This window comes from Sphingopyxis sp. L1A2A (genome assembly GCF_005502465.1).
In the GTDB taxonomy this organism is placed as follows: Bacteria; Pseudomonadota; Alphaproteobacteria; order Sphingomonadales; family Sphingomonadaceae; genus Sphingopyxis.
Genome location: NZ_SCOT01000007.1, coordinates 113,637 through 137,808, shown reverse-complemented (window position 1 = coordinate 137,808; position 24,172 = coordinate 113,637). Strand labels below are relative to the sequence as shown.

General features: G+C 64.2%; 25 protein-coding genes. 6 read left to right on the top strand and 19 right to left on the bottom strand.

All coding sequences use genetic code 11. The annotated features are described in order from the left end of the window. Window positions 1–763: hypothetical protein (locus FFS68_RS07060; protein ID WP_137752477.1), on the bottom strand; the 763-nt coding region annotated here is incomplete at its 3' end. Window positions 764–939: 176 nt separating this feature from the next. Here FFS68_RS07060 and FFS68_RS07055 point away from each other — a divergent pair. The 3 genes from FFS68_RS07055 to FFS68_RS07045 all read left to right on the top strand — a co-directional run bounded on the left by FFS68_RS07055 (window position 940) and on the right by FFS68_RS07045 (window position 4,652). Then, window positions 940–2,334 (top strand): cytochrome P450, encoded by a 1,395-nt coding sequence (locus FFS68_RS07055; RefSeq protein WP_137752476.1) that lies wholly within the window; start codon window positions 940–942, stop codon window positions 2,332–2,334. A 157-nt stretch (window positions 2,335–2,491) separates the two neighbouring features. Next, on the top strand, window positions 2,492–3,880 hold the full coding sequence (locus FFS68_RS07050) for a cation:proton antiporter (RefSeq protein ID WP_137752475.1): 1,389 nt from the start codon (window positions 2,492–2,494) through the stop codon (window positions 3,878–3,880). A 55-nt stretch (window positions 3,881–3,935) separates the two neighbouring features. After that, window positions 3,936–4,652 carry an extensin family protein gene (locus tag FFS68_RS07045; RefSeq protein ID WP_137752474.1) on the top strand — a complete coding sequence of 239 codons (717 nt, stop codon included), beginning with the start codon at window positions 3,936–3,938 and terminating at the stop codon, window positions 4,650–4,652. Here the strand turns inward: FFS68_RS07045 and mddA are convergent. The 11 genes from mddA to FFS68_RS06990 form a co-directional block, all read right to left on the bottom strand. Then, the gene (mddA, locus tag FFS68_RS07040) at window positions 4,649–5,398 is read right to left on the bottom strand and encodes a methanethiol S-methyltransferase (RefSeq protein ID WP_137752473.1); all 750 of its coding nucleotides are present in this window, start codon (window positions 5,396–5,398) and stop codon (window positions 4,649–4,651) included. The two genes, FFS68_RS07045 and mddA, sit on opposite strands and share 4 nt — an antisense overlap. A gap of 53 nt (window positions 5,399–5,451) precedes the next feature. Next, window positions 5,452–5,802, bottom strand: coding sequence for an iron-sulfur cluster assembly accessory protein (locus FFS68_RS07035; protein ID WP_137752472.1), 351 nt, complete (start codon window positions 5,800–5,802; stop codon window positions 5,452–5,454). 198 nt (window positions 5,803–6,000) lie between these two features. Then, on the bottom strand, window positions 6,001–6,471 hold the full coding sequence (locus FFS68_RS07030; RefSeq protein ID WP_137752471.1) for an SUF system Fe-S cluster assembly protein: 471 nt from the start codon (window positions 6,469–6,471) through the stop codon (window positions 6,001–6,003). After that, window positions 6,468–7,613, bottom strand: a complete 1,146-nt coding sequence (locus FFS68_RS07025; RefSeq protein WP_171003773.1) for a cysteine desulfurase — start codon at window positions 7,611–7,613, stop codon at window positions 6,468–6,470. Before FFS68_RS07025 ends, FFS68_RS07030 begins: the two co-directional genes overlap by 4 nt. Before the next feature lie 89 nt (window positions 7,614–7,702). After that, window positions 7,703–8,434, bottom strand: coding sequence for a SufD family Fe-S cluster assembly protein (locus FFS68_RS07020; RefSeq protein WP_137752469.1), 732 nt, complete (start codon window positions 8,432–8,434; stop codon window positions 7,703–7,705). Between the two features lie 106 nt (window positions 8,435–8,540). Continuing rightward, entirely contained in the window at window positions 8,541–9,284 is a 744-nt protein-coding gene (sufC, locus tag FFS68_RS07015) for a Fe-S cluster assembly ATPase SufC (protein WP_137752468.1), read from the bottom strand. A gap of 107 nt (window positions 9,285–9,391) precedes the next feature. Further along, window positions 9,392–9,655, bottom strand: a complete 264-nt coding sequence (locus FFS68_RS07010) for a hypothetical protein (protein WP_137752467.1) — start codon at window positions 9,653–9,655, stop codon at window positions 9,392–9,394. A gap of 198 nt (window positions 9,656–9,853) precedes the next feature. Beyond that, window positions 9,854–11,356: a Fe-S cluster assembly protein SufB gene (sufB, locus tag FFS68_RS07005; RefSeq protein WP_137752466.1), complete on the bottom strand. Its 1,503-nt coding sequence runs from the start codon at window positions 11,354–11,356 to the stop codon at window positions 9,854–9,856. A 4-nt stretch (window positions 11,357–11,360) separates the two neighbouring features. Beyond that, window positions 11,361–11,864, bottom strand: coding sequence for an SUF system Fe-S cluster assembly regulator (locus tag FFS68_RS07000; RefSeq protein ID WP_249340055.1), 504 nt, complete (start codon window positions 11,862–11,864; stop codon window positions 11,361–11,363). A gap of 405 nt (window positions 11,865–12,269) precedes the next feature. Further along, window positions 12,270–13,157, bottom strand: coding sequence for a helix-turn-helix domain-containing protein (locus FFS68_RS06995; RefSeq protein WP_137752465.1), 888 nt, complete (start codon window positions 13,155–13,157; stop codon window positions 12,270–12,272). A 103-nt stretch (window positions 13,158–13,260) separates the two neighbouring features. Then, window positions 13,261–15,078 carry a DUF885 domain-containing protein gene (locus FFS68_RS06990; protein WP_137752464.1) on the bottom strand — a complete coding sequence of 606 codons (1,818 nt, stop codon included), beginning with the start codon at window positions 15,076–15,078 and terminating at the stop codon, window positions 13,261–13,263. A gap of 94 nt (window positions 15,079–15,172) precedes the next feature. Between FFS68_RS06990 and FFS68_RS06985 the strand changes: the two genes are divergently transcribed. From FFS68_RS06985 to FFS68_RS06975, 3 genes are read left to right on the top strand one after another with little or no spacing between them, the layout of a single operon-like run. Continuing rightward, window positions 15,173–16,243, top strand: coding sequence for a quinone-dependent dihydroorotate dehydrogenase (locus FFS68_RS06985; RefSeq protein ID WP_137752463.1), 1,071 nt, complete (start codon window positions 15,173–15,175; stop codon window positions 16,241–16,243). A 40-nt stretch (window positions 16,244–16,283) separates the two neighbouring features. Next, window positions 16,284–17,975 carry a gamma-glutamyltransferase gene (gene ggt, locus FFS68_RS06980; protein ID WP_137752462.1) on the top strand — a complete coding sequence of 564 codons (1,692 nt, stop codon included), beginning with the start codon at window positions 16,284–16,286 and terminating at the stop codon, window positions 17,973–17,975. A 47-nt stretch (window positions 17,976–18,022) separates the two neighbouring features. Continuing rightward, the gene (locus FFS68_RS06975; protein WP_137752461.1) at window positions 18,023–19,828 is read left to right on the top strand and encodes an AMP-dependent synthetase/ligase; all 1,806 of its coding nucleotides are present in this window, start codon (window positions 18,023–18,025) and stop codon (window positions 19,826–19,828) included. Between the two features lie 104 nt (window positions 19,829–19,932). On the opposite strand, the gene FFS68_RS06970 is transcribed toward FFS68_RS06975, so the two are convergent. From FFS68_RS06970 to FFS68_RS06940, 7 genes are all read right to left on the bottom strand, one after another. Next, entirely contained in the window at window positions 19,933–20,379 is a 447-nt protein-coding gene (locus FFS68_RS06970) for a hypothetical protein (protein WP_137752460.1), read from the bottom strand. Window positions 20,380–20,443: 64 nt separating this feature from the next. Next, window positions 20,444–21,172 carry a hydroxyacylglutathione hydrolase gene (gloB, locus tag FFS68_RS06965; protein WP_137752459.1) on the bottom strand — a complete coding sequence of 243 codons (729 nt, stop codon included), beginning with the start codon at window positions 21,170–21,172 and terminating at the stop codon, window positions 20,444–20,446. A gap of 83 nt (window positions 21,173–21,255) precedes the next feature. Next, complete coding sequence (locus FFS68_RS06960; protein ID WP_137752458.1) at window positions 21,256–21,693, bottom strand: VOC family protein; 438 nt, start codon at window positions 21,691–21,693, stop codon at window positions 21,256–21,258. Between the two features lie 9 nt (window positions 21,694–21,702). Then, window positions 21,703–22,140 carry a thioesterase family protein gene (locus FFS68_RS06955; RefSeq protein WP_137752457.1) on the bottom strand — a complete coding sequence of 146 codons (438 nt, stop codon included), beginning with the start codon at window positions 22,138–22,140 and terminating at the stop codon, window positions 21,703–21,705. Between the two features lie 9 nt (window positions 22,141–22,149). Next, window positions 22,150–22,917: an alpha/beta hydrolase gene (locus FFS68_RS06950; RefSeq protein WP_137752489.1), complete on the bottom strand. Its 768-nt coding sequence runs from the start codon at window positions 22,915–22,917 to the stop codon at window positions 22,150–22,152. Beyond that, window positions 22,914–23,168: a DUF6356 family protein gene (locus tag FFS68_RS06945; protein ID WP_137752456.1), complete on the bottom strand. Its 255-nt coding sequence runs from the start codon at window positions 23,166–23,168 to the stop codon at window positions 22,914–22,916. Before FFS68_RS06945 ends, FFS68_RS06950 begins: the two co-directional genes overlap by 4 nt. Before the next feature lie 76 nt (window positions 23,169–23,244). After that, on the bottom strand, window positions 23,245–24,171 hold the full coding sequence (locus tag FFS68_RS06940) for an alpha/beta hydrolase (protein ID WP_137752455.1): 927 nt from the start codon (window positions 24,169–24,171) through the stop codon (window positions 23,245–23,247). Between the last annotated feature and the right edge of the window lies 1 nt (window position 24,172).

Here is a 24,172-nt window from a genome sequence, read left to right as displayed (position 1 = left end):
GGCGGAACACCGGGGCGGGCCGATCGGCGCGCGGGGGACGGCGGATGTCCGCACCAGTGTTTGCACCAGGGCGCGGGGGCGAAAACATCTCGCCCGGCTCGGTCGCGGGCAGGTTGCGGATCGGGCGCGGACGGCCGGCGCCATTTTGCGGATCGGGACGCGGGCGACCGCTGTTCCAGTCGGGACGCCCGGGGTTGCCGCTGCCCGGCGGCGGGCGGCCATTGCCGTCGCCCGGCCCGCGTCCCGGACGGGTACCGCGCGGGCCATCATCATTGCCATCGCCGCGGTTCCAGCCGCCCGGTCTGCCCGGACGTCCGTCGCCAGGACGCCCGTCGCCATCGCCGCGGTGCCAGCCGCCGGGGCGGCCCGGCTGGCCGTCACCGCGTCCGCCATGATGTTTCCACCAGGCGCGGCGGCCGCCCCAATAATTCAGGTAGCGATCGCGCAGCGGGTAGCGGTTCCGATAAGTGTCGAACATCCACATGCCGTAGCCGGGGTAATAATAATCGTCGTACCAGCCGCCGCCAAAGCCGATGTTGACGAACCCGCCACCGTAATCCGACGCATCATAGCAGTCATAGCCATAACCGTCGTCATAGGCATAGCCGTCATAATCATAATAGGCGTTGCCATAGCGCGCCGCGCAGTCGCTGCCCGAGGCATAGCTCGCGCCATAAACGTCGCCATAATAGCAGCCGCCGAGCGTGGTCGTCGCGACCGCACCGAGCGCGATGGACAGAGGGCGCCTGAACCTGATGGGCATCGAGCCGTTCCTTAAAAGCCGCGTCCGGATGGAGCGGTTATCTTGAACGCGACGCTGCCCGAGTCGAGTTGAATTTGCGGTGAATGGTGGTCCAAGTGCCCCAAGGCGTTACTTGCATCACTGTCAGTAGTGCGTTACGCAAGACGGTGAAACAGCAGGAACGAGGATGTGACCCGATGAATGCGCCCACCAATATCAAATGGCCCGAGGCTCGTTTCGGCCCCGAGACGCAGCATTGGCTGCCGCGCAACCCCGATCATATGCTCGACCATATTCCGGGTGAGGACGGTCTGCCGGTGATCGGCAACACCCTCGAACAGCTTGGCGATTACCGTAGTTTCACCACCCGGATGGTGGCCACCTATGGCCGCGTTTATCGCAACAACAGCTTTGGCGGGCGCAGCGTCGCGCTGCACGGTCCCGAAGCGAACGAGCTGGTGATGTTCGATCGCGAGAAGATTTTTTCGTCCGAACAGGGCTGGGGACCGGTGCTCAACCTGCTGTTCCCGCGCGGGCTGATGCTGATGGATTTTGAAAAGCATCGCGCCGATCGCAAGGTGCTATCGGTCGCGTTCAAGCCCGAACCGATGCGCCATTATGCCGACTCTTTGAACGAAGGCATCAAGGATCGCGTCGCATCGTGGAGCGGCAAGACGTTCCAATTTTATGCCGCGATCAAGAAACTGACACTCGATCTTGCCGCGACCAGCTTCCTTGGTATTCCCTTTGGCCCCGAGGCGGACAAGGTGAACAAGGCGTTTGTCGACATGGTGCAGGCGTCGATCGGCGTCGTGCGGGTGCCGATGCCGTTCACCGCGATGGGGCGCGGCGCCAAGGGCCGCGCCTACCTGGTCGAATATTTCGGTCGCATGGTGCCCGAACGCCGCGAGGGCACGGGCGAGGATATTTTCAGCCAGATTTGCCGCGCCCGCGATGACAATGGCGACTATCTGAGCGCCGAGGCGATCGTCGATCATATGAATTTCCTGATGATGGCGGCGCACGACACGATCACCAGCTCGATCACCTCGATGGTGTGGATGCTCGCCAAGCATCCCGAATGGCAGGACAAGCTGCGCGAAGAAATGCTCGCGGTGTCGCCCGCGGGCGAAGGCGTCGGTCACAACAGCCTGGGCGAGCTGGAAATGACCGAATGGGCGTTCAAGGAAGCGCTGCGGCTGGTGCCCCCGGTGCCGAGCTTCCCGCGCCGCGCGCTCAAGGACTTCGAATATGGCGGCTATCGCATTCCGGCGGGGACGTCGGTCGGGGTCAGCCCCGCCTTTACCCACATGATGGCGGAACATTGGCCCGAGCCCGAGAAATTCGACCCGATGCGCTTTTCGCCTGAGGTCGCGCGCGAGCGGCACAAATATGCGTGGGTGCCGTTCGGCGGCGGCGCGCATATGTGCCTGGGGCTGCACTTTGCGTATATGCAGGCGAAGATCTTTTTCCATCATGTCATCACGACGCACCGCATCGTCGTGGCCGACGGTTATGAGCCCAAATGGCAGGTGCTGCCGATCCCCCGCCCGAAGGACGGGCTGACGGTCAGTTTCGTCCCCCTGCGCTGATCCAGCCATTTCCCATATTGACCGTTAGCTCCATGTTTCCGGCCTTGTTAGCGTTCACAATTCGGGATACATATGCCCCATTGCTCCGCATCGATAGGGCGGGGACAAGCAGGCAGCGGTAGGCGGGCAGCGACTCCGCACTGCGGGAGGGTGAGCGATGACCGACATGCTGAACGAACTGCTGCAAACCGTCGGCGACGTGCTGGGCGCGCATGGCCCCGCGGTGAACGCGGCGCAAAGCTATACCCCGACCGACTATAGCATCCACTTCTTCCTGCAGATCGCGGTCATCCTGCTAGTCTGTCGCGTCGTCGGCTGGGCCGCGAAAAAATTCCTGGGCCAGCCGCAAGTTGTCGGCGAAATGATCGCCGGCGTGCTGCTCGGGCCGTCGCTGTTCGGGCTGGTCTTTCCCGATCTTCAGGCGGCGCTGTTTCCCAAGGAGACGCGCAACATGCTGTACGTCGGCGCCCAGTTCGGGGTCGGCCTGTACATGTTCCTGGTCGGCACGACGCTGCGGCTCGACCATTTCCAGTCGAAGGCAAAGAGTGCGGTCGCGGTGTCGGCGGCGGGGATCGCCGCACCTTTTCTGTTCGCGGCAATGATCACGCCGTTCCTGCTCGATGTCCCGGGGTTGTTTACCGACGGTTTGGGCCAAGCGAGCGCGACGCTGTTCATGGGCGCGTGCATTGCGCTGACCGCCTTCCCGATGCTGGCGCGGATCATCAACGAGCGCGGGCTGGCCAACACATCGCTGGGCACATTGTCGCTCACCGCCGGCGCCTTTGACGATGCGGTGTCGTGGTGCGTGCTGGCCATTGTGCTGGCGACCTTTGGCGGTGGACCGGCCATTGCCTTGATTGCGATCATCGGCGGCCTTGGTTTTGCGCTATTCATGTATTTCGTCGGGCGCAGGTTGCTGATCCCGCTTGGGCGGGCGGTCGAGGCCAGCGGCGAATTGTCGCATGGCCTGCTCGCTGTGGTGCTGATGCTCTATGCGATGTCTGCATTCTTCATGGACGCGGTTGGAATCCACGCCGTTTTCGGGGGTTTCCTGCTTGGCGCCTGCATGCCGCGCGGACTGCTGACCGAGGAGATCAAACGCAAGATCGAGCCTCTGACGGTCGTTTTCCTGTTACCGATGTTCTTCACCTATTCGGGTCTCAACACCCAGCTCACCACGGTGAACAGCCTGTCGCTGCTGGCGATCGCGCTCGGCATCCTGCTGGTGTCGATCGCGGCAAAGTTTGGCGCCTGCTGGCTTGCGGCGCGACTGGCGGGCGAGGACAACCGGACCGCGCTGGGCATCGGGGCGCTGATGAACGCGCGCGGGCTGATGGAGTTGATCATCATCAACATCGGCCTGCAAAAAGGGATCATCGGGCCGACGCTGTTCGCGATCATGGTGCTGATGGCGATCGTCACCACGGTGATGGCGGGGCCGTTGTTCGAAATCGTCTATGGCCGCAAGGCGCGCGCCGCGGGCGAACTCGGTACGCTGGGCGGCGAAGCATCGCACGACGAGGCGCTGAAAGTCCGGCCAGCCTGACCGGCCCGTCTGACCCGCCATTGTGCTGCGCGGCGCGGCCCTCCAATAGGGGCGCATGAAAAGCGTTCGACCCTATCTGATCTGGCTGGGTATCGCGGTGCTGCTGACCCTCGGCGCGATCCGGGGGATGCAGTGGGTACGCGATCATCCCGAACATATCCCGACCGCGCGCTTCGAGGTCGCGCATCCGCAGGGATGGGCGACGCATCGCAAGCTCGTCGGGCTGGTCGGCGACACCAGCGCCTGTTTCGCCGCGCTCGACCGCGCCGGCGCGCGCTATCTGCGGCGGCCGGTGGTGGGGCAGGGGGTGTGCCGCGCCGACCAGCGGCTGGTGCTGACCGGCAATCGATTCGTCCCGACGATGCGGCCGGCCAATGCGGCGCCGGGCTGCGCGGTGACCGCCGCGATGATGCTGTGGAATCGCGATGTCGTTCAGCCGCTGGCGCAAAAGCATTTTGGGCAAAAGGTCGCCGCGTTCGAGAATCTGGGCAGCTATAATTGCCGCAAGATCGCGGGGCGGCAGGCGCAAAGCGAACATTCGACCGCCAACGCGATCGACATTTCGGCCTTCATCCTCGCCGACGGGACGCGCATCGCGCTGATCGACGACTGGGACGACGCCGATGTCCGCCGCGATTTCCTCCACGCCGTCCGCGACGGATCATGCGACCTGTTCAGCACGACATTGTCGCCCGATTATAATCAGGCGCACGCCGACCATTTCCATTTCGACATGGCGGATCGGACGGCCGGCTGGTCGGTGTGCAGCTAGTCCGTTCGCGGCGCGCTGCCGCCCAAACCCGGCACCAGCATCGGGGTCGTTTCACGATAGGCGACATAATCGGCGCCGAAGGTATCGATCAGATTGCGCTCCTCCAGCCGGATCGCGATCAGCATATAGATCGACAGGCCGACGGCGAGCAGCAGGTGACCCGCGGTCATCGCGGGGGTCGCCCAAAAAGCGAGAAGAAATCCGGCGTAAAGCGGGTGTCGGACCAGCTTGTAGAATAGCGGCTGATGTAGCACCGGTGTCGCGGCGGTGCGGGCACGCCACGCGAACCAGGCCTGTTGCAGCCCGAACAGTTCAAAATGGTTGATCAGGAATGTGCTGACCAGCACGATCGCCCAGCCGAGGCCGAACAGACCCCATAAGATTGCCGCGCCGACCGGATGCTCGACCGTCCACACCGGCGCGGTCATCGGATGCCAGCCCAGGAACAGGATGACGAGCACGAGGTTCGTCATCATCACATAGGTGCTGCGTTCGATCGGTGGCGGGACGTAACGCGTCCACACCGCCTTGAACGCGGGCCGCGCCATCACGCTATGTTGCAGGCCGAACAATGCGATCAGCGCGACATTGACCGGCAGCGCCAGCGTGATCGCCGCCTCTGGCCCGCGATCGATCGTCAAGGGCGCGCCCGGCAGATTGCCGACAAACGCGATAAGGTACAGAAATACCGCAAGGAAAATCGCATAGGCGATTGCCGCGTACAGCAGGTAGAAAATGCGCGTCATGGCAAACCTCCCCCGAGGCGGAAGTCATACCATATTTCGCAGGAAAAAGCGCGCTAGACCGTAAAGCTCTCGCCGCAGCCGCAGGCGCCTTTCGCGTTCGGGTTTTCGAACACGAAACCGGCGGCGAAATCATCCTCGACCCAGTCCATGACGCTGCCGATCAAATACAGCACCGACGCGCCGTCGATATAGAACGCCCCGCCGGGGGTAACGATCTTCTCATCGAACTTCTGCTCATCGGTCACATAATCGACCGAGTAAGCGAGCCCCGAACAGCCGCGGCGCGGGGTCGACAGCTTGACCCCGATCGCGCCCTCGGGCGCAGCCGCCATCAGCGACGCGACGCGCGCTTCGGCGTTGGGGGTCAGCGTCACCGCGGCGGGGCGGGTCTTTAACGTCGTCATTCTACACTCCTTCCCCTCTCCCCTTGCGGGAGAGGGATGTGAAGACTTGGCAGCTTGCTGCCTGGTCGAAGCTGGGTGAGGGGGTGCGGTCGCTTGCGATCGCGCGAGCCTGCGGCTCGCAGACCCCTCATCCAACTACGCCTAGTCACTGCGTGACAAGGCTTCGTATCCTTCTCCCGCAAGGGGAGAAGAAATTACTCACAACATTCCCAGCTCTAACCGCGCTTCGTCGCTCATATTTTGCGGCGACCACGGCGGATCCCAGACCAGATTGACCTCGGCATCGCCGACCCCGGGCACCGCGCCGACGCGCAGTTCGACCTCGGCGGGCATCGATTCCGCCACCGGGCAGTGCGGCGTCGTCAGCGTCATCGTGACGACCGCGTGGCCCTCGTCGATCTCGACATTATAGATCAGGCCAAGGTCATAGATGTTCACCGGAATTTCTGGATCATAAATATCCTTCAGCGCGTTGACGACCGCTTCGTACAGGTCGCCGCCGATGCTGTGCGGGTCGACCGCCGCGGGCTTCGCCGCGAGGAAGCCTTCCAGATAGTCGCGCTTGCGCTCCAGTTTCTCGGGTGCGGTCTCGACATCCTCGACGCGCGCTTTCGGCGGTGCCTCGACGCTCGTGACTTCTTCAACCTTGATCATCCGGTCCTCGCTCATCCGAAAATCCTCTCGACGCGCGACAGGCCATCGATCAGCGCCGCCACATCGTCGTCATTGCTGTAAACGCCAAAACTCGCGCGCGCGGTCGCAGTTACGCCCAGATGCTCCATCAGCGGCTGTGCGCAATGGTGCCCGGCGCGGATCGCGACCCCGCTTTCGTCCAAGATAGTGCCGATGTCGTGCGGATGAACCCCCGCCATCGAAAAGCTGACGATTCCGGCGCTGTTTTCGGGGCCGAACAAAGTGATGCTGTTTCGCCGCGCCAAGGCTTCGCGCAACGTGCCGACCAGTGCAGTTTCATGCGCGTGGATTGCGTCGATGCCGATGGCATCGACATAATCGACCGCCGCCGCCAGCCCGATCGCCTCAATGATCGCGGGGGTGCCCGCCTCGAAGCGGGTGGGAGCGGGGGCGTAGGTCGTCCGCTCAAAGGTCACCCGGTCGATCATCGATCCGCCGCCCTGCCACGGCGGCAGCGCATCGAGCTTGTCGCTCCACAGCACGCCAACGCCGGTGGGGCCGTAGAGCTTGTGGCCCGAGAACACATAATAGTCGCAGCCGAGCGCCGCGACATCGACCGGCAGGCGCGGCACCGCCTGACAGCCGTCGATCAGCAGCTCGGCCCCGACGCGGTGCGCCAGCTCCGCGGCGCGCGCGACGTCGAGCGGGCTGCCGAGGACGTTCGACACATGGGCAAAGGCGACCATATTATGTTCGGGGGTCAGCAGCTTTTCGGCGGCGTCGAGGTCGATACAGCCATCCGCGGTCAGCGGGCAGACATCGACCTGCCAGCCCGCCAGCTGCCAGGGCACGATATTGCTGTGATGCTCCAGCGTCGAGAGCAGCACCCGACCTTTGCGGGGATGCGAGTAAGCGACCAGATTGATCGCCTCGGTCGCGCCGCGCACGAACACGACCTGCTCGTCGCGCGCGCCGACAAACGCCGCAATCCGCCGCCGCGCCGCTTCATAGGCGAGCGTCATGTCGGCCGACCGGGTATAAACGCCGCGATGTACGGTCGCATAGTCGCGGCCCATCGCATTGACGGTGGCGTCGATGACGGCTTGCGGCTTTTGCGCCGTCGCAGCGGTGTCGAGATAGTGCCAGCCGGGGGTGAGGCCAGGAAACTGATCTCTAATCCCGTTCGTGTCGAGCGAAGTCGAGACACCCTGGCGCCGGGCTTCGCGTCCCTCGACTTCGCTCGGGACGAACGGAGGTGAGAGGTTGGTCACACCAGTTCCCCCAGCTTCGCCAGCGCCAGTTCCTGCAACCGCGCCTCATCCTCGGCGCCGTCGAACACCCCGGCGACAAACGCCTGCAGCATCAGCTTCTTCGCTTCACCCGGTGGAATTCCGCGCGATTGCAGGTAATAAAGCGCCATCGGATCGAGTTCGCCGATCGCGCAGCCATGCGCGCATTTCACATCGTCGGCGTAAATCTCCAGCTCGGGCTTGGCGTTGGCGGTCGCGCTGCGATTGAGTAGCATCGCCTTTACATCCTGCGCGCTGTCGGTCTGCTGCGCATCGCGCGCGACCGCGACCTTGCCCAGATAGGTGCCGGTCGCGGTGCCGCCGAGCACCGATCGCACCACCTGCCGCGACGTCGCGCCGGGTTCGGCATGAGTGATCGTGGTGACGATCTCCAAATTCTGTTCACCGCCGCCGATCTGCGCCGCGCCAAGGTGGAAGTCGGCGCCTTCGTGCAGCGTCACCGCCAGTTCGATGCGACCGTAAGCGCCACCGATATTCAACACGTGCAGCGACGCCACCGCGCCCTTGCCAAGCACCAGCTCGACCTGCCGAATCTCGCCCGCATCCTGCACGATCGCGCGCGCAAACTTGCCGCCGGCGGGCACGATGATGCTTTCGGGCGCGGGCAGCGGCCACGCCGCGGTGACCGCGTCGATGTCGCTATAGCGCCATGCTTCGTCACGGCGCGAAGGGAGGGTGGCGATGGTCAAGCCGAGATCTCCCACGCTTCGTCACCCCGGACTTGATCCGGGGTCCACGCGGTCATGGATGCCGGATCAAGTCCGGCATGACGAAAGAAGAAAAGATGTGCGCTCGTCACGCCGCAATCTCCGCATAACCATGCGCTTCCAGCTCGCGTGCCAGTTCGGGTCCGCCCGACTTCACGATGCGGCCCGCCGCCAGCACATGCACAAAATCGGGCTGCACATAATCGAGCAGGCGCTGATAGTGCGTGATCAGCAGCACCGCCTTGTCGGGGCGCCGCATGATGGAATTGATCCCGTCGCCGACGGTGCGCAGCGCGTCGATGTCGAGGCCGCTGTCGGTCTCGTCGAGGATCGCGAGCTTGGGATCGATGATCCCCATCTGCACCATCTCGTTGCGTTTCTTCTCGCCGCCCGAAAAGCCGACGTTCACCGGGCGTTTGAGCATGTCCATGTCCATCCGCAGCAGCGCGGCTTTCTCGCGCGCGACCTTCAGGAACTCGCCGCCCGACAGCGGCTCTTCGCCGCGCGCCCGGCGCTGCGCGTTGAGCGCCTCGCGCAGGAACTGGACGTTCGACACGCCGGGAATTTCGACCGGATATTGGAAGCCCAGGAACAGCCCCGCCGCGGCGCGCTCGTGCGGCTCCATGTCGAGCAAATCCTGTCCGTCGAAATCGACCGATCCCTCGGTGACTTCATAGCCGGGCCGCCCGCCGAGGACATAGGAGAGCGTCGACTTGCCCGCGCCATTTGGCCCCATGATCGCATGGATTTCGCCCGCACTGATGCGCAGCGACAGGCCTTTCAGGATTGGCTTGTCAGCGACGGTGGCGTGCAGGTTTTTAATCGTCAGCATGTCAGACTTTCAGGCAGAATGGGGCCGCGCAGCGCGCGCCAAGGCGCGCACCGGATTTGGGGCAGGTGATGGGAGAAAGCCCGCGAAGGGCGAGGGGCGTGCGGCGCCTATTCGGCGGCGAAGATTTCCGCCAGTTCCGAATTGGCGACTTCTTCGACGCTGATCACGCTGGTGTTCTGCAGATGCTGCAACCGCCGGATCAGCATGTTCACCGCATGATGCGGGACCATGATCACCTCGTCGCGATCGCGTTCCGATTTGCGCTGCTGCCGGATGACCACGCCCTGATGCGTCGGATAAGCGGTCACGGCCTGCACCGGATGCACGACCAGGTCGGCGTCCGACCAGTTGAATTCCATACCGCGTGCCATGGTCCCATCTCCAGATCGAATCGGACAGGGGGCGAGCATATGACAAAGCCGTGACGTCCCATGTCCCCGGATGCGGACTGGCGGAAATTATAGTTAATTCAGCCCGGTTCGCGGCGATGCTGTCCGTCAGCATTCGGCGAGATGTCTCAATTTGGGGCATCGGATCACGTGCATTTGTTGAGTAACAGGCGGCTGTCATCACCCGACCGACCCCTCAAGGCTGATCCCCAGCAGCTTCTGCGCCTCGACCGCAAATTCCATCGGCAGCTGCTGCAGCACTTCCTTGGCAAAGCCGTTGACGATCAGCGCCACCGCTTCCTCCGCATTCAGCCCGCGCTGCAGCGCGTAGAACAGCTGGTCGTCCGAAATCTTCGACGTCGTCGCTTCATGCTCGACGGTCGCGGTCGGGTTGCGGACCTCGATATAGGGCACAGTGTGCGCGCCGCTCAGCGAGCCCAGCAGCAGGCTGTCGCACTGGGTGAAGTTGCGCACCCCCTCGGCATTCGGTGCGACCCGCACAATCCCGCGATAGGTGTTGTTCGACTTGCCCGCGCTGATCCCCTTGCTGACGATGGTCGACCTTGTGCGCTTGCCATTGTGGATCATCTTGGTGCCGGTGTCGGCCTGCTGGTAGTTGTTGGTGACCGCGACCGAATAAAATTCGCCGACGCTGTCGTCGCCGTTCAGCACGCAGCTGGGATATTTCCAGGTGATCGCCGATCCGGTTTCGACCTGCGTCCACGACACTTTGCTGCGCTTGCCCTGACACAGCGCGCGCTTGGTCACGAAATTATAGATGCCGCCCAGCCCCTCGGCATTGCCGGGATACCAGTTCTGGACGGTCGAATATTTGATCTCGGCATCGTCGAGCGTCACCAGTTCGACGACCGCGGCGTGGAGCTGGTTCTCGTCGCGCATCGGTGCGGTGCAGCCTTCGAGGTAGCTGACATAGGCGCCCTTGTCGGCGATGATCAGCGTGCGTTCGAACTGCCCGGTATTTTCGGCATTGATACGGAAATAGGTGCTGAGCTCCATCGGGCAGCGCACCCCCTCGGGAACGTAAACGAACGTCCCGTCCGAAAAGACCGCGCAGTTGAGCGTCGCGAAATAATTGTCGTGCATCGGCACGACCTTGCCGAGCCACTTCTTCACTATGTCGGGATATTCGCGGATCGCTTCCGAAATCGACAGGAAGATGACGCCGGCGCGCTTCAATTCCTCGCGAAAGGTCGTCGCGACGCTGACGCTGTCGAACACGGCGTCGACCGCGACCTTGCGCGCGCCCTCGACCCCGGCGAGCACCTTTTGCTCTTCGATCGGGATGCCGAGCTTTTTATAGACCTCAAGAATCTCGGGATCGACCTCGTCGAGGCTGCCGAGCTTGGGCTTCGGCTTCGGCGCCGCGTAATAGTACGCGTCCTGATAATCGATCGGCGGGACGTTGAGCTTCGCCCAGTCGGGGGTCTCCATCGTCTGCCAGTGGCGGAACGCTTTAAGCCGCCAGTCGAGCATCCATTCGGGCTCGTTCTTCTTGCCCGAAATGAAGCGGACCGTATCCTCGGTCAGCCCCTTGGGCGCGAAGTCGGTCTCGATGGTCGAGGACCAGCCATGTTCATAATCGGCGACTTTCGCCGCGGCATCATGCGCGGCCTGGTCCTTCACGATAGCGTCTTTCACGGGGAGTTCGGTATTGTCGGTCATATCTTTAACTCGTCGCCCCAGCGAAGGCTGGGGCCGCAGGAGGGTTGACGCCGTCGTCGCTGCGTAAACCGCCAGCGGTCCCGGCTTTCGCTGGAACGACGGAAAGCGAAGCCAGGCTGATCTGTGCCAGCGCCCCACGCACCGCGCCGTTCACGACGCCCCAATGCGGCTGCACCTTGCAGCTGCCCTCGAGCGAGCAATCATGCCGCCCCTCGGCGACGCACGCGGTCAACGCGATCGGGCCTTCGACCGCCTCGATAATATCGGCGACGCTGATCGCCGCCGCCGGCCGGGCGAGGCGCACCCCGCCGCCGCTGCCGCGCGAGGCGACGAGCAGCCCGGCGCGCGCCAGGCCGCTCACCAGCTTTTGCGCGGTCGGTCCCGGAATCCCCGTCTGTTCGGCGAGCATTGCGGCGTGCAGCGGCCCAGAGTCGATTTGGGACCCGCATTGGCGGGCGGCGGCACTCATCAGCACCACGGCATAATCGGCAAGGTTGGACAGGCGCATAAAATTGCGAACGATTCTTAACTGGAGTAAATCACTCCACTTATATAGCCACGCGGTCTGCGCGGCGCAAGCAAGCCCGTTTGGGCGCACTGATAGAAAAGCTGCGCCAAAAAAAAGGCACCCATCTGGCCGAGGCCAAATGAGTGCCGAGATGAAGGTCTCAGTCCTCGTCAGAGGATGAGCTCTTCTGGGTCGCAAGGCTGGATTATGCCCGCGCGATGATTCGTGATTGGACAGAAACGCCAAAAGCGCCGTGGTTCGTATTTAGAGGGTTAATGGGGGTTGAGGCAGCATCTTCTCTATGACCGTTCGTCATTGCGAGCGCAGCGAAGCAATCCAGAGTAGCGTAACCGCTCTGGATTGCTTCGCTGCGCTCGCAATGACCAATGGCGGGATGTGGGCGCCTTAGGTTTCCGACACCATCGGGCTGACCTTGCCGGCAAGCTGCTTGCGCCCTTTGGTTGTTGCCTCGGTATAGGTGGTCGGTTTGCCCAACTGCCCCGGCGTCGCCCCGGCAAAGCGTTTGATCTCGCGGATTAAATGCGACTGATCGTAAAAGGCATCACCCAATTGCGCCGAATCGAGCCCTTCGCCGCGCGCCAGCGCCGACGCGGCGCGCACCGCGCGATATTTGCGCGCCAGCATCCGCGGCGACAGCCCGTAATAATGTTTCGTCATCCGCTCGACCGAGCGGATCGACATGCCGGTGGCGTCGACCAGGTCGGACACTTGCGGCGAGGGGGACGCGGTCAGCCATTGGTCGACGGTGCGGATGAACCAAAGCGGAGCGGCCTCGCCGCGCGTCAGCACCTCGCGCGCGAAATTGTTACCGATGACCAGCCGGGCCTCGACGTCGGGGGCGTTTTCCAGCGCCGTCGCCACCTCTTCGATCCATGGTCCGAACAGATCGACCGCATTGATCGCCCGGTCGGTCAGCTTTTCGGCGTCGTCGCCCATCAGCGCCGCCCATCCCGCGGGCAGCATGCCGAACCCGAACAATTGCGCCGGACAATTGCTGATCGCGCGCACCCGTCCGCTCGTCGGGCCGATGATGATCGCGCGCGACACGGTGGTGCGATGGCCATCGGCAAAGACATATTCGCCGTCGGCATTGGTGACAAAGCGGAACTGCGGCCGGTCGGCGCGCTCATATTCGTCGAATTTCGGCATGTTGAGCCGCGCGAAATAAAAGCTCGACACCATGTCCGCCAGATCGGGATCGGGCGGAAAATAGTGCAACTCGAACGGCGCAACGCCGTCCACGCCTTCGTGCGAGGATGATGCTTCTGACATGACGAACCCAGACCGTGGCAGCCTTTCCCCAGGCCACCTTGTTATCTGGAACAAATCATTTGCGTTTCATCCCTGCGCGTCAAGCGTCAAATTTATTCTATTATTAGCTTTTTTGGGCGGCGATCCAGGCATCGACACGCCGTTCGAGGATGTCGAGCGGTACCGGACCCGATTTCAGGACGACGTCGTGAAAGGCGCGATAGTCGAATTTGGCGCCCATCGCCGCCTGCGCCCGGCCGCGCAATTCCATGATCTTGAGCTTCCCGATCAGATAGGCGGTCGCCTGCCCCGGATAGACGATATAGCGTTCGATCGCCTTTTCGATGTCGCCGTCGGGGTTGGGGGTGTTGTCTTTCAGATATTTGATCGCCTGTTCGCGGCTCCAGCGCTTGTCGTGGATGCCGGTGTCGACGACCAGTCGGCACGCCCGCCACAGCTCCATGCCCAGCCGCCCGAAATCGCTGTAGGGATCGGTGTAAAAGCCCATGTCCTTGGCCAGTTCCTCGGTGTAGAGGCCCCAGCCTTCGGTGTAAGCGGTGAAGCCGCCAAAGCGGCGGAAGGGCGGCAGGCCGGTGAGCTCGGTCTGCACCGCGCGCTGGAGGTGATGCCCCGGAACGCCCTCATGATAGGCGAGCGCCTCCAGCTCGGTCTTGGGCATGTCGCGCAGGTCATAGAGGTTCACATAATAGGTGCCGGGCCGCGACCCGTCGGGCGAGGGCGATTGGTAAAAGGCCTTGCCCGCCGATTTCTCGCGGAACGCCTCGACCGCCTTCACCTGCAACGCGGCTTTGGGCAGGGTGTTGAAAAAGGCCGGCAGCCGCGCTTCCATCGCCTTGGTCCGGGTATCGACTTCGGCCAGATAGGCCTCGCGCGTCGTGTGATAATATTGCGGGCTGGTGCGCAGATGCTCGAAAAACTGTTGCAGCGTCCCCTTGAAGCCGACCTTGGCCATGATCGTCTTCATCTCGCCGTGAATGCGCGCGACTTCGGACAGACCCAGGTCGTGGATCTGCGTCGCGGTCATGTCGGTCGTCGTGTAATTGGCGAGCAGCGCCTCATAATAGGCCTTGCCGCCCGGCAGGCGCCACACGCCGTCCTGCGTCGGCGCGCTCGCCTGCTGACGCTTCATCTCGGCCAGCAGGCGGCCATAGGCGGGGCCGGCGCTCTCGGCCCACGCCGCTTTCGCCGCGGTGGTCAGCCGCGCCTTTTCGGCGGCATCGATGTCCAGCTTGCCGACCTTCGCCGCAATGTCTTCGATCACCGCGTTGTTCGGCCCTTGCAGATTGCCGATGTCGGAAATCAGATAGGCATAGACCCATTTGGGCGGCTGGACGCCGTTGGCGGCGCGCGCCACCGATTGGGCGGTCAGCGCGTCGAGCAGGGGGCCCAGCCCGCGAATGCGTTCGACATAGGCCTCGGCCTCGGCGGCGCTCGCGACGCGGTGGATGTTGATCAGAAAGGCGGGGAGCTGGCTTTGCGGGCCATTCATCTGGTCAAAGACATAGCCGCGATCGCGAAACGGGAACAACCGTTCGGCGCGCGCCGCCTGCGCGTTGAACAGCTCGAACGACAAGGCGTCATCGGCAGACATGGCTGCGGGATCGAAACTGCCGCGCATCGCGGCGGCGGTCGCCTGCTGCAATTTGTGGCTCGCGACCGCGGCCTCGTCGCTGACATCGTTCCAGCGGCCATAATCGCCATCGCGAATCCCGCGATACGCCTTGCCCTGCGGGCTCAGCGAGAGCTGCGCCGCGTCGTAATTGTCGAAAAACTGCGCCAGATTCGCACCGGCGGGGGCGACAGGCGCCGGAACCGACGCGGCGGTGGCGGGCGCATCCTGCACCACGGCCGGCGCACAGCCCGCGGCGGCGAGCAGGATAAGGCCGGTGGACAGACGAGCGATAAGGCGAAGCTGCGACACGATTTTCTCCCGGTTTTTCCGATGGTTTTGCGATGATGCTTATTGGGTTGAGGCGGGGCTTGCCATAGCCGCGCAGGACGCGCAATGGCGGGCGATGTCGCTCTTTGCCTCCGCCGCCGATGCCGCCTATGCGCTGGTCCGTCCGATCGTTCATGCCACCGATGGCGAAGCGGCGCATAATCTGACGCTCAGCGCGCTCCAGCCGCTGCCGCGCGCGCGGACGGCGCTGACCAGCCCGGTGCTCGCGACCGAACTCGCCGGATTGCATTTTCCCAATCCGGTCGGCCTGGCGCCCGGTTTCGACAAGGACGCGCGCGTCGCACATGCGATGCCGCATTTCGGCTTCGGCTTTGTCGAGGTCGGCACGCTGACCCCGCTGCCGCAGGAGGGCAACCCGCGCCCGCGGCTGTTCCGGCTGGTCGAGGATGGCGCGGTGATCAACCGCATGGGGTTCAACAATGGCGGGCAGGCGAAGGCGGCCGAGCGGATCGCGTGCCTGCGCCGCCACGGCCTGCCGGTGCCGCTCGGGATCAATATCGGCGCCAACAAGGACAGCGCCGACCGCGTCGCCGATTATGCCAAAGGGACCGCGGCGATGGCGCCGCTCGCCGACTATCTGACCATCAACATCAGCTCGCCAAACACCCCGGGACTGCGCGCCTTGCAGGACAGGGGGGCGCTCGAAGCCTTGCTCGACGGCGTTGCCGCGGCGCAGTCCGTGGGCGCGGCAAAGCCGGTGTTCCTGAAGGTCGCGCCCGACCTGGAACCCGCGGACATCGACGACATTGTCGCGGTGGCGATCGCCAAAGGCCTGGCCGCGGTGATCGTGTCGAACACCACCATCACCCGCCCGCCGCTGGTCTCGCGCCACGCCGCCGAAGCGGGCGGGCTGTCGGGGGCGCCGCTCGCCGATCTGGCGTTGCAGCGGGTCCGCGATTTTCACGTCGCGAGCGGCGGCAAGGTGCCGCTGGTGGCGGCGGGCGGCATCGCCTCGGCTGACCAGGCGTGGGAGCGCATCCGCGCCGGTGCCAGCCTCGTGCAGATCTACTCGGCGATGGTCTATGCCGGGCCGGGCCTCGCGGCGCGCATCGCGCACGGGCTGGAAAAGCTCGCGGTGCGCGATGGGTTCAAGCGCGTGGGTGACGCGGTGGGAAGCGCGCACTGACAGGGTTGCGTTGGTCCGATGCGCGCGCCAAAGTCGCGCCATGTTGAAAAGATTCCTGCCGCTTGCCGCGCTCGTCACCCTGACCCTCCCGTCCTTGGCCTTCGCGCAGGGCGTGACCTCGTCCGCCGATCCGCGCGCGACCGAGGCGGGGCGTCAGATTTTGCATCAGGGCGGCACCGCCGCGGATGCTGCCGTCGCGATGGTGGCGGTGCTGACCTTGGTCGAACCGCAATCGAGCGGCATCGGCGGCGGTGGTTTCATGCTGCATCATGACGCGAAGGACGGCAGCATATCGACGATCGACGGCCGCGAAATGGCGCCTGCCTCGGCCCGGCCCGACCGTTTTCTCGGCGCCGACGGCAAGCCGCGGTCGTTCCGCGACGCCATCCCCGGCGGATTGTCGGTGGGGGTACCCGGCAATATCCGCCTGATGGAAATGGCGCACAAAAAATGGGGCAAGCTCGAATGGCAGGCGCTGTTCCAACCGGCGATTAAGCTCGCCGAGGACGGCTTCGACGTGACCCCGGTGCTCAACAACTGGCTCGTCCAGTTCGAACCGGTGTGGAAAGATTTCCCCGCGGCGCGCGCGATCTATTATGTCGATGGCAAGCCCGCGCCGGTCGGCACCCGCATCCGCAATCCCGCCTATGCGGCGCTGCTGCGCGATGTCGCGGCGCGCGGCCCCGATGCGTTTTACAGCGGCGCCAATGCCAAGGCGATCAGCGACGCGGTCGCCAAGGCGCCGCGCAATGCGGCGCAGCTCACCGTCAAGGACGTGGCCGCCTATCAGTCAAAGGAACGCCCGGCGGTCTGCACCAGCTATCGCATCTACAAAGTGTGCGGCATGGGGCCGCCCTCATCGGGCGCGACCACGGTCTTCGGCATCCTCGGGATGATCGAGGGTTGGGACATGAACGCAATGGGGCAGGAGAGCCCGATGAGCTGGCACCTGCTCGCCGAGGCGATGCAGCTGTCCTACGCCGACCGCGCCGCCTATCTGGGCGATGCCGATTTCGTCGATGTCCCGGTGACGGGTTTGCTCGACAAAAAATATCTGGCCGAGCGCCGCCAGCTGATTTCGCCCTATGGCGCCGCGGGCAAATATGACCCCGGCACCCCGCCGGGCGCCAAGCCGCGCGCCGCCGCGCCGCCGGTGCCCGAACAGGGGACGACGCATTTTGCGGTGGCCGATCAGGCGGGCAATGTCGTGTCGATGACCTCGACCATCGAGAGTATTTTCGGCAGCCACCTCGTCGCCAACGGCTATTTCCTCAACAATGAACTCACCGACTTCGACCTCGCGCCGACCAAGGACGGGGTGCCGACCGCCAACCGCGTCCAGGCGGGCAAGCGGCCGCTGTCGTCGATGTCGCCGACGATCGTTTACGGCCCCGATGGCAAGGTCGTGCTCGCGGTCGGCTCGGCGGGCGGCAAGCGGATCATCATGCATGTGACGAAAGTGCTGGTCGGCGTGCTCGACTGGGGACTCGACGCCAAAACAGCGATGGAACTGCCCAATCTCTATTTCGGTGATAATGGCGTGCTGATCGAAAATACCGCAGCGGGCGAGGCGGTTGCCGCCAAGATGAAACCCTTTGGCTATAATTTCACCCCCACCGATCTCGGCTCAAAGCTCAATGCGGTTGAACGGGTTGAGGGCGGCTGGCGCGGTGCGGCGGATCCACGCGGTCCGGGGACATCATCGGTGGATGGCGCACCGCCGCAGGGCTAAGCTACAACGATAAGAACAGAAAAACAGTCTCCCTGGAGAGAGATAGAATGAAGCTCAACAACCCCCATCTCGACCATTTCCCCAGCCTGGTCGCGATGTTCTTCGACCGCGCCGAACAGGGCGGCGAAGATCCGTTCCTGTGGCGCAAGGCCGACCGCATCTGGCACCCGCTCAGCTGGCGGCAGGTCGCGAACCAGGTGGCGGCGCTCGCGCGCAATCTGCGCGAGCTGGGGCTGAACGACGGCGACCGAGTGGTGCTGGTCAGCGAAAACCGCCCCGAATGGTGCATCGCCGATCTGGCGATCATGGCGGCGGGCTGCATCACCGTGCCGACCTATACGACCAACACCGAACGCGACCACCAGCATATCCTCGACAACAGCGGCGCCAAGGCGGTGATCGTGTCGACCGCCAAGCTGGCGCGCACGCTGATGCCCGCGGTGACGCGCTCGGACGCGCATATCGTCATCACCATGGAAAGCCTGCGCGTCGGGCAACAGGGCGATGTCGCGATCCACGACTGGGCGCCGCTGGTGACCGGCGGCGAGGCCTGGCTGGATGAAACGAGGACGCGCGCCGCCGCGATGACGCGCGAGGACACCGCCTGCCTGATCTACACCAGCGGCACCGGCGGGGCGCCGCGCGGGGTGATGCAGCATCATGGCGCGATCCTGCACAATGCGGCGGGGGCGGCCGAAGTGCTGGTCAATGATTTCGGCATCGGCGACGAAGAGGTGTTCCTGTCGTTCCTGCCGCTCAGCCACGCCTATGAACATTCGGGCGGCCAGTTCCTGCCGATCATGGTCGGCGCGCAAATCTATTACAGCGAAGGACTCGAAAAGCTCGTCTCGAACATCGAGGAAACGCGCCCGACGATCATGGTCGTCGTGCCGCGGCTGTTCGAGGTGATCCGGGCGCGAATGATCAAGTCGGTCGAAAAACAGGGCAAGCTCGCGAACTGGATGCTGAACCAGGCGCTGCGCGTCGGCGAAAAGGATTATGAGCGCCGCATGGGCGTTCTCGATCGCCCGGTCGACCTGATCCTCGACAAATTGTTCCGGCCCAAGATCCAGAAACGCTTCGGCGGCCGGATGAAGGCGCTGGTGTCGGGCGGCGCGCCGCTCAACCCAGAAATCGGGGTATTTTTCCACTCGATCGGGCTGACCTTGTTGCAAGGCTATGGCCAGACCGAGGCGGGGCCGGTGATCAGCTGCAACCGCCCCGCTGCGGGCATCAAGATGGACACCGTCGGCCCGCCGCTGATGAACACCGAAGTCCGCATCGCCGACGATGGCGAGATATTGGTGCGCGGCGAGCTGGTGATGAAGGGCTATTGGCGCAATGACGCCGAAACTGCGCGGGTGCTCGTCGATGGCTGGCTGCACACCGGCGACATCGGCCATATCGACGACAAGGGGCGAATCGTCATCACCGACCGCAAAAAGGACCTGATCGTCAACGACAAGGGCGACAATGTCTCGCCGCAGCGCGTCGAAGGGATGCTGACGCTCCAGCCCGAAATTTTGCAGGCGATGGTCTATGGCGACAAGCGCCCGCACCTCGTCGGCCTGCTGGTTCCCGATCCCGAATGGATGGCCGAATGGGCCGAGGCCGAGGGGCTGCCCAAAGACCTGTGCCGACTACGCGAACATGAAAAATTCCGCGCCGCGCTGCGCGCCGCGGTCGACCGCGTCAACGGTCAGCTGTCGGTGATCGAAAAGGTCCGCAAATTCGACTTTGCCGACGAAGCCTTTTCGATCGAGAATGAACAGATGACGCCGTCGATGAAGATCCGCCGCCATGTGCTGCGCGAGGTTTATGCGGACAAGATTGCGGCGTTGTATAAAGGCTAGAGCCCCTCCCCTTCAGGGGAGGGATTTGGCTTGCAATAGCAGGCGGGGGTGCGACCCGAAGAGCTCGGCGCAAACCGGTCCCCGCCTGCGACTGAACCGCTGGTTCAGCCAGCATCCCCCGCCGGTTTGCGATAGGGGACGAATTCACCAAAAACACAGGTCGGGCCGCGGATGCCGCTCGACCGATCGACCAGATGAAAAAAGTCGCCGCTGCACGTCGACGATCCGAATTGGCGCACGACCATGATGTCGCTGTCGCGGGCGAGGCCGGGGCAGCTGTTTTTCAGGTCGTTGCGATACACCAGATTGCCGCCCGACCGGTACAGCAGGATGTTGTCCGACACGCGGATCGTGTCGTTGCTGCGATAGTTGGGCAGGCAGCGGAGCGGTTGGCCGGGCAGTTTGCCGGCGAGCTGTTTATCGAGCCGCTCGGCCTGTTTCGGGGTCAGTGCCGCGGCGCCGGGTTCGGCGGTGCCGGCGGGCATACAGCTGGCAACCAGCGGCGCGGCTGCGATCAGCAGCGCGGCCCCCATCAGGTTCAGCTTCGCCATGCCATTGCTCCTTGAGGTTGCTGACTATATTGCTGGCACATGAACGCGCGCTGAAGCGGCGGCGTCATGCGGCGTCCTTCAGCGCGCGGATGCGCCCCAGTTCGGCGGCGCTCGGCGCGCGCAAAAACGGGTTGGTCGCGCGCTCTTCGCCGATGCTGGTCGGCACCGTTGCCTCGCCGGCGGCGCGCGCGGCCTCGACCGCGACCAGCCGTGCTGCGAGCGCGTCGTTGCCCGGATCGACCGTCACCGCAAAGCGCGCGTTCGACAGTGTATATTCGTGCGCGCAATAGACGCGCGTCGCATCGTCGAGCGTGCCGAGTTTCTGCATATTGGCGAACATCTGCTCAGGCGTGCCCTCGAACAGGCGGCCGCAGCCCATCGCGAACATCGTGTCGCCGACAAAGATCGCGGCGTCATCGGCGAAATGATAGGCGATATGCCCGGCGGTGTGCGCGGGGACGTCCCACACGCTGGCGACATGGCGGCCCAGGCGCACGCTGTCGCCGCCCGCCACCTGAATATCGAGCGTCGGGATACGGGCAAACTCGGCGGCGGGGCCGGTGATCTTACAGCCGGTCGCTTCTTTGATCGCCGCGTTGCCGCCCGTATGGTCGGGATGCCAGTGGGTGTTCCAGATGTCGGTGATCGTCCAGCCCCGTTTCGCGGCGGCGGCGAGGACGGGGTCGGCGACCGCGGGATCGACGACCATAGTCGCCTCGCTCTCGGGGTCATGGACCAGCCAGACATAATTGTCGCTGAGGACCGGGATCCGGACGATGTCGAGTGCGGCCACGTTGATCTCCTTTCGCTCCAGCCTCTTGCTCCCTTAGACGGAACCCTGCGGCCTCCGCCTTGGTTGCGGCTCCCGATCTGCGCTTACCAGGCGCCGGTGTTGGGCATCGATGCCCAGGGTTCCGCCGGGGGCAAATGGCCATCCTGCAACAGCTCGACCGAAATGCCGTCGGGCGAGCGCACAAACGCCATATGACCGTCGCGCGGCGGGCGGTTGATCGTCACCCCGGCGTCCATCAGCCGCTGGCACGTCGCGTAAATATCATCGACGCGGTACGCGAGATGGCCGAAATTGCGCCCGCCCGAATAGGCCTCGGCGGCGCTGCCGTCGGCGGGCGGCCAATTATAGGTCAGCTCGACCTCGGCCACGCCATCCTGCCCCGGACAGGCAAGAAAGATTAGCGTGAAGCGCCCTTGTTCGCTGTCGAAGCGGCGGGTTTCTTCCAGCCCGATCAGCTGGAAAAAGGCGACGGTCGCGTCGGGATCGGTGACGCGGATCATGGTGTGGAGATATTTGGCCATGCCGCCGTTCTACGCGCGAAGGCTGCGTCCTTCAAATGCTTCGAACAGATTTACGAATTCATCGGGCACCGGCGTCGGGGCGCCCTGCGATTCGGCGACATGGACGCTGACCTCCATCCCGGTGGCGCGCAGATCGTCTTTCCCCGCGCCGTGGAGCTCAAACAGAAAGGTCATCGAACTGCGCCCGACGCGCGAACAGCGCACACAAATATCAACCTCTTCGTCGAGCAGGATCGGCACCTTGTAATCCACCTCGGCGCGCGCGACGTGGAACTCGGGGCTCGTATGGCCGGGCCAGCGGTCATAGACCCCGGCGGCGCGCCAATATTCGGTGATCCCGATGTCGAAATATTCCAGATACCGGCTGTTGAACACCACCGCCTGCGCATCGATTTCGGCATAGCGGACACGCTTGATGACGTGGAAACGAAAGTCGCTGCGGGCCATGATAATCCTTTAGTTTGCCGTCGCGAGCCGCGCGACGGTGTCGATCAACAGCGCGATGTCGGTGTCGCGCGACAGGCGGTGGTCGCCGCCCTTGACCAGCGTGACCTGCACGTCCGCGCTGGCAAGCGCGGCGGACAGACGCAGGCTGATTTCGGGCGGTACATCTCCATCCTGTTCGCCGTGCAGCAATCGCACGGGGCAGGCGAGCGAGATAGGTCCGCCGAGCAATTGGTTCGCCTCACCCGACTGGAAAAAGCCGCGCGTCGTCACATAGGGCTGATCGCTGTACGGCGTTTCCTCGCGCAGCTCGCCTTCGGCCAGGATGATCGCCTTTTCGGCGTCGCTGAAACCCCAGTCGGTAAAATCAGGCGCCGCGGCGATGCCGATCAGCCCCGCGACGCGCCCCGGCCCGTCGCGCTGTATCAGCGCCAGCGCGGTGAGCAGCATCAGCCAGCCGCCCAGCGACGAACCGACGATGATGACCGGACCCGCGGCGCGCGCGTCGATCAGGTCGAGCACATCGCCGCGCCAGTCGAGCAAATCCTGCGCGGCGAACAGCCCGTCCGACAGTCCGCATCCCGCATAGTCGAGCAGTAGGCAGGCATGGCCCTCGGCCGCCGCCCAGTCGAACACGGCAGTCGCCTTGCCGCCCGCCATATCGGACATATAGCCGGGCAGGAAGACAATCGTCGGCCCTGCGCCCGCAACATGGCGATAGGCGAGGCGGGGGCGGCCCGCGCGTTCGAGATAATCGGGAGCGGTATCCACCGCGGTCAGATAACCCAGTCTATTGTGTTCATCTGCATCGCCGCCTGTCCCTTGGCGGCGCGCTGTTCGACCATGATCTTGTTGAGGCGGCGGATCGTGTCGCTGCCGGTGGTGATGCACCAGCCGGGGACGATGGCATGGACCAGCGCGCACAGACCGCCATAGATCATCGTCACCCCGAATTTCGACGCGACCCCGAAATGCTCGATGTAATTTTCATCGACGGCCTTGGGGTGGTCGACGAACAGGCGCTTGAACATGAGGTGGCTCCCTTCCGGCTGCCGCTGCCCTAGCGAGCGATCGATCGGCTCGCAAGGGCGGGGGGCGGTTGGACGCTCAATCGGCAAGGAAGTCGTCGACCGCCTTGGCAAAGGTTTCGGGCTGGTCGAGCATGATGAAGTGGCGGCTGCCAGCCACCATCTGGGCGGCAAATTTCGGCACCCCGACATATTGCGGCTCGAACGCGGCCTTGGCGCGCTCGCCCGTCATCAGGCTGTCGTCCTGTGCGTAGAGCAAAGTTACCGGCGCGGTCACCGCGGCCAGTTCGCCGCGCATGTCGGTGGTCATCACGTCGTGCAACACCTGCGCCGTCACCCGCGCATCGGCGGTTCGCATCCAGCCAAGGATCGCGGTGCGCCCGGCGGGCTGGTTCGACATGCTGCCGACCATGCTGACCGGGCCGGGATCGCTGATCGGCGCTGTCGGTACGGGCTGACCATGTTGGGCGCGCATCATCGCCGCCATTTGCTCGGCTTGCGGCTTCATGCTGTCCGCGGTCGCCGCGGGATTGAACAGGGTGCCGATAAAGGGCAGCGCATCGACGATCATCAGCCGGCCGACCTCGTCCGGCGCGCGCGCCGCGATCATCAATCCGGTCAGCCCGCCCATCGAATGGCCGATGATCGCGGGCGCCGCCCGCCCCTGATCGGTGATGCAATCGTCGATATAATCGGCAACTTCGCGCATCATCGGGTCGAGCACCGGCCCTTCGGCATTGACCCCGGCGGCATCGCCAAAGCCGCGGATCTGGACGCGGTGCAGTCGATATTTGTCCTTTAACCGGTCGGCGGTGGCGTCCCATACCGCGCGCGGGCTCGACAGGCCGGGGATCAAGACGACGTCGGGGCCGTCACCCTCGACCAGCACGGTGATGCGTTTGCCCTCGGCAAGCCCGGTCGGACAGGGCTCGGCCGCGTCGGCGCGGCTCGCGATCAGGCCGACCGTCAGGATGAGGAGGGCGGCGATGGAAATACGGTGTTTCATA

Excerpts from the sequence above, each read along its gene's own strand:
- FFS68_RS07055 (WP_137752476.1), top strand. The coding sequence starts at position 940 with ATGAATGCGCCCACCAATATCAAATGGCCCGAGGCTCGTTTCGGCCCC.
- FFS68_RS07050 (WP_137752475.1), top strand. The coding sequence starts at position 2,492 with ATGACCGACATGCTGAACGAACTGCTGCAAACCGTCGGCGACGTGCTG.
- FFS68_RS07045 (WP_137752474.1), top strand. The coding sequence starts at position 3,936 with ATGAAAAGCGTTCGACCCTATCTGATCTGGCTGGGTATCGCGGTGCTG.
- mddA (WP_137752473.1), bottom strand. The coding sequence starts at position 5,398 with ATGACGCGCATTTTCTACCTGCTGTACGCGGCAATCGCCTATGCGATT.
- FFS68_RS07035 (WP_137752472.1), bottom strand. The coding sequence starts at position 5,802 with ATGACGACGTTAAAGACCCGCCCCGCCGCGGTGACGCTGACCCCCAAC.
- FFS68_RS07030 (WP_137752471.1), bottom strand. The coding sequence starts at position 6,471 with ATGAGCGAGGACCGGATGATCAAGGTTGAAGAAGTCACGAGCGTCGAG.
- sufC (WP_137752468.1), bottom strand. The coding sequence starts at position 9,284 with ATGCTGACGATTAAAAACCTGCACGCCACCGTCGCTGACAAGCCAATC.
- FFS68_RS07010 (WP_137752467.1), bottom strand. The coding sequence starts at position 9,655 with ATGGCACGCGGTATGGAATTCAACTGGTCGGACGCCGACCTGGTCGTG.
- sufB (WP_137752466.1), bottom strand. The coding sequence starts at position 11,356 with ATGACCGACAATACCGAACTCCCCGTGAAAGACGCTATCGTGAAGGAC.
- FFS68_RS07000 (WP_249340055.1), bottom strand. The coding sequence starts at position 11,864 with ATGCGCCTGTCCAACCTTGCCGATTATGCCGTGGTGCTGATGAGTGCC.
- FFS68_RS06995 (WP_137752465.1), bottom strand. The coding sequence starts at position 13,157 with ATGTCAGAAGCATCATCCTCGCACGAAGGCGTGGACGGCGTTGCGCCG.
- FFS68_RS06985 (WP_137752463.1), top strand. The coding sequence starts at position 15,173 with ATGTCGCTCTTTGCCTCCGCCGCCGATGCCGCCTATGCGCTGGTCCGT.
- ggt (WP_137752462.1), top strand. The coding sequence starts at position 16,284 with ATGTTGAAAAGATTCCTGCCGCTTGCCGCGCTCGTCACCCTGACCCTC.
- FFS68_RS06975 (WP_137752461.1), top strand. The coding sequence starts at position 18,023 with ATGAAGCTCAACAACCCCCATCTCGACCATTTCCCCAGCCTGGTCGCG.
- FFS68_RS06970 (WP_137752460.1), bottom strand. The coding sequence starts at position 20,379 with ATGGCGAAGCTGAACCTGATGGGGGCCGCGCTGCTGATCGCAGCCGCG.
- FFS68_RS06960 (WP_137752458.1), bottom strand. The coding sequence starts at position 21,693 with ATGGCCAAATATCTCCACACCATGATCCGCGTCACCGATCCCGACGCG.
- FFS68_RS06955 (WP_137752457.1), bottom strand. The coding sequence starts at position 22,140 with ATGGCCCGCAGCGACTTTCGTTTCCACGTCATCAAGCGTGTCCGCTAT.
- FFS68_RS06945 (WP_137752456.1), bottom strand. The coding sequence starts at position 23,168 with ATGTTCAAGCGCCTGTTCGTCGACCACCCCAAGGCCGTCGATGAAAAT.
- FFS68_RS06940 (WP_137752455.1), bottom strand. The coding sequence starts at position 24,171 with ATGAAACACCGTATTTCCATCGCCGCCCTCCTCATCCTGACGGTCGGC.